Source organism: Calothrix rhizosoleniae SC01 (genome assembly GCF_900185595.1).
In the GTDB taxonomy this organism is placed as follows: Bacteria; Cyanobacteriota; Cyanobacteriia; order Cyanobacteriales; family Nostocaceae; genus Calothrix_A; species Calothrix_A rhizosoleniae.
The window spans coordinates 1-7312 of record NZ_FYBH01000097.1; the positions used below are offsets into that span (position 1 = coordinate 1).

The window sequence follows — 7312 nt, forward strand, 5'->3', positions numbered from 1 at the left end:
AGCTAAATTATCCTGACAACGGATTATATTACAGCAGCAAATTATCTGAATTTATGGCTGATTACATACAGAAATTACTAAATTATTTAAATTTTGATGATGGAATCGATTAAATCAAGTTTAAACCAGGATAATCAACTGAATGATTTTCAGTTTGGCTTCCAAGAAAAAAATATATCTCCAACAAATAATCATAGCTGGTTACAGAAACTAATAGATCGGGCTACCATTGGTCATAAAATTGCCATCGGCTATGGAATTACCATCGGAGTAGCTGCGATGGGAATAACTATTGGTTTGATGGTAGGAGATATTTATTGGAAAAAACCTGCTTTGAAACAAAAGGAGCTTACTCATGAAGAATTTGGTTTATTAATAGAACTAAAAGATTCTATGCTAGAAGCCCAATCTCAGTTTATTCCCTATATAAAAAATATCCAATTGCTAGAAAATTATAGTGATTATTTGTTAGTTCATACTGATAATATTACTGCTTCTCTCTCAGAATTAGATGCTGCGACAAAAGAAGGACTTAAGGAATTAAATAGAGAAAAGCTGCAAACATTAGAGCAATTTGTCGATAAGCATAAAAATACAATACAAGCATATAGAGAAAAATTAGTAGCTACTCTCAATAAACTCAATGTTGATGATTCTCAGACAAAGAAAATTGATGCTACAACTGCAAGGGAGATTTTGTTAGATTTTCTGGGATCTGCGGAAGCATTACAACTAGAAAAGGGTCTTCAAGAATTAAATAAGCTGATTACTATTGCTCATGATAATGAACGAGCAGCAGATAAAAAATTGAATATGGCAATGCAATTACAGACTGACATTGCCAAATATAGTATTGTATTTTCAGTAGCGATCGCTATTTTACTAGCATTTTTGACAACTTGGTTAATTACTCGCCCGTTAATGGCAGTTACTAAGGTTACTCAAAAAATCACCCATGAATCTAATTTTGATCTTCAGGTTCCAGTTACCACCAAGGATGAAGTCGGATTATTGGCAACATCCTTTAACCAGATGGTGAGGAAAGTATCAAATTATACTCATGAGTTAGAAGTAGCTCGACAAACCCTAGAACAACGGGTGGAAGAAAGAACTCAAGAACTATCTCAAGCTTTACAAAGTCTTCAGCAAACCCAATCCCAACTGATTCAAACAGAGAAAATGTCGAGTTTGGGTCAAATGGTAGCAGGGGTAGCCCATGAAATCAATAACCCAGTCAACTTTATCTACGGCAATATTAAGCATATCAATGGATATGTTGACGACTTACTAGGTTTAGTTAAGCTTTACCAAGAAGAGTATATTGATGGGACTCCAGAAATCCAAGAAGAAATAGAAAACATCGATTTGGAGTTTATTAATGAGGATTTACCCAAAACCCTCTCCTCCATGAGAATAGGTGCTCAACGTATTCGCGATATTGTTCTCTCCTTGCGTAATTTCTCTCGTTTGGATGAAGCAGAAGTTAAGCCGATTAATATTCATGAGGGAATTGAGAGTACTTTGCTATTACTCAATCACCAAATAAAACAAGGAATTGAAATAGTAAAGGAGTATGGAGATTTGCCACTGGTTAAGTGTTATCCTGCACAACTTAATCAGGTATTTATGAATATCCTCAACAATGGCATGGATGCTTTGCTAGAACAACCAGAGGAAGTTAGTAAGCAAATTATTATTCGCACAGCATTAATGAAAACTGAGGCGAGGGAATCTGTACATATTATGATTAAAGATAATGGTTTAGGAATTCCCTTAGATATTCAAGAAAAGTTGTTTGACCCATTTTTTACCACCAAACCTATAGGTAAAGGTACAGGATTAGGATTATCTATTTGCTACAAAATTATTGAAAAACATCAGGGTCAAATTAAGTTAATTTCTGAGCCTGGGAAGGGGGCAGAGTTTATCATTGTCTTACCAGTCTCTCACGATAAAAATATTACCAACGAATACCAAATCTCGACTTTAATCAGCTAACCTTGAATAAGTATTAAGTTTTATAAAGAATTAATGGCTTCCAGCTTGAATATAACTTGATTTAGATATACAATTAGCATGAATGTTGGAAAATTATATAATTAAACCAAATTAAAACCCAGCATAATTACGCTAGTTAAAATGGTACTTAACAAATTTTAAGCAATCCATTCAATAACTGCTCATATTTTAGATTCACACTACTAATCTTTTTTATTAAGCAGTGTCTGTTGCTTGTATTGACTTTTGAAATGGAAAATAAATTTTTTCCTATTTGATAGTTGACGCCCCGGCATCCCCAGCTCTTTTCCGATTGGGAAACAAGCAAGAGAAGGAGGTCGCCCACCGCGACATTCCCAAATTACTTATGCCAAAGTGGAACCTGAATCTAAGCCCCATTGATGCTTGAGAAGCTCTTGATAAGTAGCTTCTCTAACGACCATTTGTTCATAGAGTTTAACAAGGAAGTCTTGAGCTTGCTCGTGACTCATGTCCTTCACCTGGGTGGCGAATGAGCGAATGCTGAACTGCTGTTCCAAGGATAATTTTGGATGGTTCATAAGTATTGACTCCAAAAACAACTATTTGTTTGATTGAATTTGATTGAAGCTGTTTGAAATTACTGTTTGTAATCTCAAAAGTCCAACTTTCTGACGAAGAATGTCAAAGTAGTACCCATTCTCTAGCAACATAGTAATTTATCTCATAAATTACTTCTGTTGATATGGGCAATTCTGGTAATTTAACTCTTGCTCTATTTTAACTAATGATATAAGATCCATAACCTCGTGGGTGGATTTCGGTAACCATCAGTTGCAAATCGGAAGTATAAGGTATTAAGCGAAAATTATATTCGCTTTACCTGATAATGTGCAAGATGTCAAATATATACTATTTAAAATATAACCTCCAAAAATATATAAGGAGGCCTTAAGATATTTTTATCAACTTGTAAACAGGAAAAAAGCTCAGGCTGAACAAAATACTGAGTATATTTACTAATTTTCCTAGAAATTTTCCTAGATGGTTCTGGTAAATTACTTAGGGCTTGCTGTTTGCGTCGGGTTAGCGTTCGCTGTAAAAGTCGTTTGCTGGACATAGGGAGTGGGGAATGGTTTTACCTATATTGTTGGTAGTTTTTTACTTCAACAACCTACTCCCCACAAAATTAATCTTCAAAAGCGACAATTACCACTGTGATATTATCGTGACCACCTTCTTGTTTAGCTCCTTCTACAAGGAACATGGCAGTTTTTTCCAGTATGGGATTTTCTAATAAGCAGGAGGTAATTTTTTCATCAACCAGTTCTTCAGTCAAGCCATCACTGCATAGTAAAAGGCGATCGCTCTTTTTCACATCTAAGGCTTGTACATCAATTTCCATCAGGTCTTCACGACCTAAACAACGGGATAATACATGGCGAAAAGGATGAGAACGTGCTTCGTCTGGAGAAATCTCACCCATACTCAGAGCCCGTGCTACCCAAGTATGGTCTTGTGTAATTTGTTCTAACTGGGAATTACGGAGACGGTAGAGTCTAGAATCTCCCACATGGGCGAACCAAGGAGACTCCCCATCTCGAACCATGACAGCAACTACAGTTGTACCCATATCAGCACGTTCAGGGTGATTTTGCTGATCTTGTAAAATAGCCTGATTAGCTTGGAAACAAGCTTCTTGTAATAGCTCTTGTCCAGATTTGGGGGAATCCCAATTTTTGAGCAAATAGTCTTGAATTTCCTGGGTAGCAATACGACTAGCTTCTTCTCCTCCTGCATGACCACCCATGCCATCAGCAACGATAAAAAACCGCGCTTCTGGGTCAGTATAGTAAGCATCTTGATTATTAGAACGAATCAAACCTGGATCGCTCAGACCTGTAAAATTAATTTTCATAAATTTATTTCGACATTAATACATACGGTCATAACGGTCTAAGCGTAAAAGTAATCGAATCAGCAACCATGATACAGTTGCTGCAATTAAACCAGCAAATACCGCTAACCATATATAATCTTTAAGCAATAAAATCGTGGCAGAAAGGGTGAAACCACTGATAATTACTGAATAAGTCATACTTAATTGGATATTAGTCTGACGGCGCAGCAAACGCTCTGTTTCAATTGAGCGAAATCTCAGACGTACATCCCCTCGTTCTAATCTATCGAGGGTATCCTCTAATCTTCGGGGTAATCCTAAGGCTGTGTTACTAACTTGCACAGCCTGCCGACTCAATTCATTGAGGAAACTACTTCCCTCAGAATCATTCATATTACTCATAAGCTGCATTGCGTATGGTTTGGCAACTTCCATAAAATTAAATTCGGGGTCTAATCCCTTGCCTACTCCCTCTAAAGTTGAGAAAGCACGCATCACAAAAGTGAAGGTTGCAGGAAACCTAAAAGGCTGATTATAAGCGATTTCGTACAAATCGTCACTAATAGCAGCCACGGATTGGGACTCAAAAGGCTTATCCATGAAATTATCTAACATATATTGTACAGATCGCCTTACTGGTCCCATATCTTCTGCTGGTGCTAAAGCTCCTAAATTAACAAGGGAATTAACAACGCGATTAGAATCTTTTTGTGCGATCCCAAACAGCGTTTCCATCAGTCCTTCTCGGACATTAGATTTAATTTGCCCCATCATGCCAAAATCATAAAATATTAAGGCTCCTTCGGGACTGACGGCAATATTACCGGGGTGGGGATCGGCATGGAAAAAGCCATTATTAAGTAACTGGTGTAAGTAAGCCTTTGCTCCCAGATTTGCTAAAACCTGGCGATCTAAACCTGCTGCTTCCAAAGCCGCATATTGACTAATTTTGATTCCCGGAACATATTCTAAAGTCAGTACTTTTGTTGAGGCATAACGCCAGTAGACCCGTGGAACTTTTACCCAGTCTTCATGACGAAAATTGCGGCGAAAAGTATCGGCATTGCGACCCTCTTTTAAGTAATCAATTTCTTCCCAGAGAATGCGACAACACTCCTCATATATCCCCAGCCAATCTCGACCCCTACCCCATTCGGGATGTCTTTGAAAATAATAGGCAATACCTTTGAGAATTTGCAGATCGATTTCAAATAACTTGTTTAATCCAGGACGCTGCACCTTAACAACAACAGCTTCTCCACTGTGTAAAGTGGCTTTATGGACTTGTCCCAAACTGGCAGCAGCAAGGGGAACTGGTTCAAAATTATTAAATAGTTGGGGGATTTTGCGATCCAGCTCTTTTTCAACAATTGCTTCTACTTGTTCATAGTTAAATGCTGGAACTTTATCTTGGAGTTTAACTAACTCTTCTACGTATTCACTAGGAAATATATCAGCACGGGTGGAAAATAATTGCCCAACTTTAATAAAAGTGGGACCTAAATCCAGCAAGGTATTACGAATCCAAACTGCCTGCTGTTTACGTCTAGCTGCACGTTTGGCTTCAGTCATTCCCCCGGAATAACTCCATGATTTCTTGTTCAACCACAGTTTGAACATTAAGGTCAAAACAAATGACCAAATGTCTACAAATCGCTTTCTACTAGAGTAGTTTTCACGATTCCAACGGTATGCTTTGTCTGTATAACCCTTTTCCATATTATCTCTTGCTTACCGCTGGTTATTGAATAAGTCACTAGTACCGCTATGCGGAAATCAAAAGTTAAAATTGAGCCAGCGTTGTAGATGGTAAACCATTGCCGTGGACTGGTTTCCCGGCATAAAGGAGGCAGTGCAGTGGACGGTAAGCCATTGCCGTGGACTGGTTTCCCGACATCAAGCAACTGCCGTCAAGTGACGCAACCCGTAGGGGTTTCTCTTGGCAGACGACTGGCGTTGACGCAATCTCTCCGGATGGGATACTCCAAAGGAGTCAAAGGGATTGCTTAAGTTTGACTACGATAATTTTGTAATTCTGTTCTCAAAAGAGCAATTTCTGCCCGTAGTTCATCAATATTGGTTTGTACATCACCCGTTTCTGAGTCTGATGAAGTTGTGGTACTGGTTGTCATATCAACCTCTTCTGCGCGATTCGCCCTTGCCATTACTTCTTCTGTAAACTCATGCAGGTGTTCCTTTAACTCCGCATCTAATTTACCCAGTTCGCTCAAAGTATCGGTAAAACTACGTTCTAACCGTTCATTAATGACTTCGGCGACTGCTCTACCTACAAAAAATGCCTGTACTAGAGGGTTACTCATAAATTTTTGTTACGTTAAGCTGCAACAGAATTATAACTTGACCTTCTATCTTAATGTTAAGAGTTTTGTGATTGGGAAAATTATGGAGGTATTTGGGATGGAATGATGGCAAGTAGCAATCGCTCAAACCATATAGTACATAAGTTCTATATTTCTAGATAATTATTACCCCTATAGTCGTCAATGACTGGAAAACTCAACATTTGTCGATAAACGAGTAGTGCAATCTTTTTGCTGTTGAATTTGCAGATTTTTAGCCCCTGCAATAATTGCTGTTTCTATTTGAATGTCAGATAATTCCGTTCTTAATAAATTAGCTCCCATGAGATTAACATCACAGAGGTTAGCTTCATAAAAATTAACCTGTTGTAAATTAGCTCCCATCAAGTTAGCGCCACAAAGGTTTGCTTCTGCTAAACTAGCACCGTGTAAATTGGTAAAAAAGATCTCAGCCTGCTCTAATTTGGCTGCATTGAGATTCCCTTGCTGGAGATTTGCTCCACTGAGTTTTGCTTGCTTGAGATTTGCTCCAATTAAACCTGTCGCTTTTAATGTCGCTTTACTCAAATTGGCTGCTTGCAAATTCACGAGAAATAATTTAGCTCCTGACAAGTTAGCGAGTTGGAGATTTGTCTGTTGTAAATTAGCTTTATAAAAATTAGCACCGGCAAAATTAGCACCACACAAACTTGCTCCAGAGAGATTTGCTTGTCGCAAATTAGCTTCCTTAGCCAAAGCTCGATTTAGATTGGCTACACAAAGATTAGCTCGATGAAAATTAGCAGATTCTAAATTGGCTCGTTCTAGATTCGTTCCAGAGAATAGGCTATTTTCCATATCCGCTTCTACGAGTACAGAATCAGCCATATCTGCACCAGAAAGGTTAGATGAGCGAAAGTCAACTCCCTGGAAGTTTGCTTGTCTTAAATCAGCTTTTCTAATATCTATATCACGTAAATCTAATTTTTCTCTGGGCGAATCTAGCTCTATATTGCGTCTACCAATTACCTTCAGAGCTGCCTGAATATCAATTGGTAATTTAGGTAATTCTGGGCTGAAATAACTGTGGGAATTAATGGCAGCACGTTCGCGCACAAAAGCAGTTAGTATTTCC

General features: G+C 38.1%; 6 protein-coding genes. 1 reads left to right on the top strand and 5 read right to left on the bottom strand.

Annotated elements, in window-relative coordinates; all coding sequences use genetic code 11:
* The first annotated feature begins 96 nt into the window (after nt 1–96).
* Entirely contained in the window at nt 97–1998 is a 1902-nt protein-coding gene (locus CALSC_RS05535) for a sensor histidine kinase (RefSeq protein WP_235006686.1), read from the top strand.
* Between the two features lie 365 nt (nt 1999–2363).
* Here CALSC_RS05535 and CALSC_RS05540 read toward each other — a convergent pair whose 3' ends face one another.
* The 5 genes from CALSC_RS05540 to CALSC_RS05560 form a co-directional block, all read right to left on the bottom strand.
* The gene (locus CALSC_RS05540; protein WP_088240402.1) at nt 2364–2558 is read right to left on the bottom strand and encodes an NblA/ycf18 family protein; all 195 of its coding nucleotides are present in this window, start codon (nt 2556–2558) and stop codon (nt 2364–2366) included.
* A 608-nt stretch (nt 2559–3166) separates the two neighbouring features.
* On the bottom strand, nt 3167–3895 hold the full coding sequence (locus tag CALSC_RS05545; RefSeq protein ID WP_088240403.1) for a Stp1/IreP family PP2C-type Ser/Thr phosphatase: 729 nt from the start codon (nt 3893–3895) through the stop codon (nt 3167–3169).
* Nucleotides 3896–3910: 15 nt separating this feature from the next.
* Nucleotides 3911–5596 carry an ABC1 kinase family protein gene (locus tag CALSC_RS05550; protein ID WP_088240404.1) on the bottom strand — a complete coding sequence of 562 codons (1686 nt, stop codon included), beginning with the start codon at nt 5594–5596 and terminating at the stop codon, nt 3911–3913.
* 287 nt (nt 5597–5883) lie between these two features.
* Entirely contained in the window at nt 5884–6198 is a 315-nt protein-coding gene (locus CALSC_RS05555; RefSeq protein WP_088240405.1) for a DUF6825 family protein, read from the bottom strand.
* Nucleotides 6199–6378: 180 nt separating this feature from the next.
* Nucleotides 6379–7312: pentapeptide repeat-containing protein (locus CALSC_RS05560; protein ID WP_143288162.1), on the bottom strand; the 934-nt coding region annotated here is incomplete at its 5' end.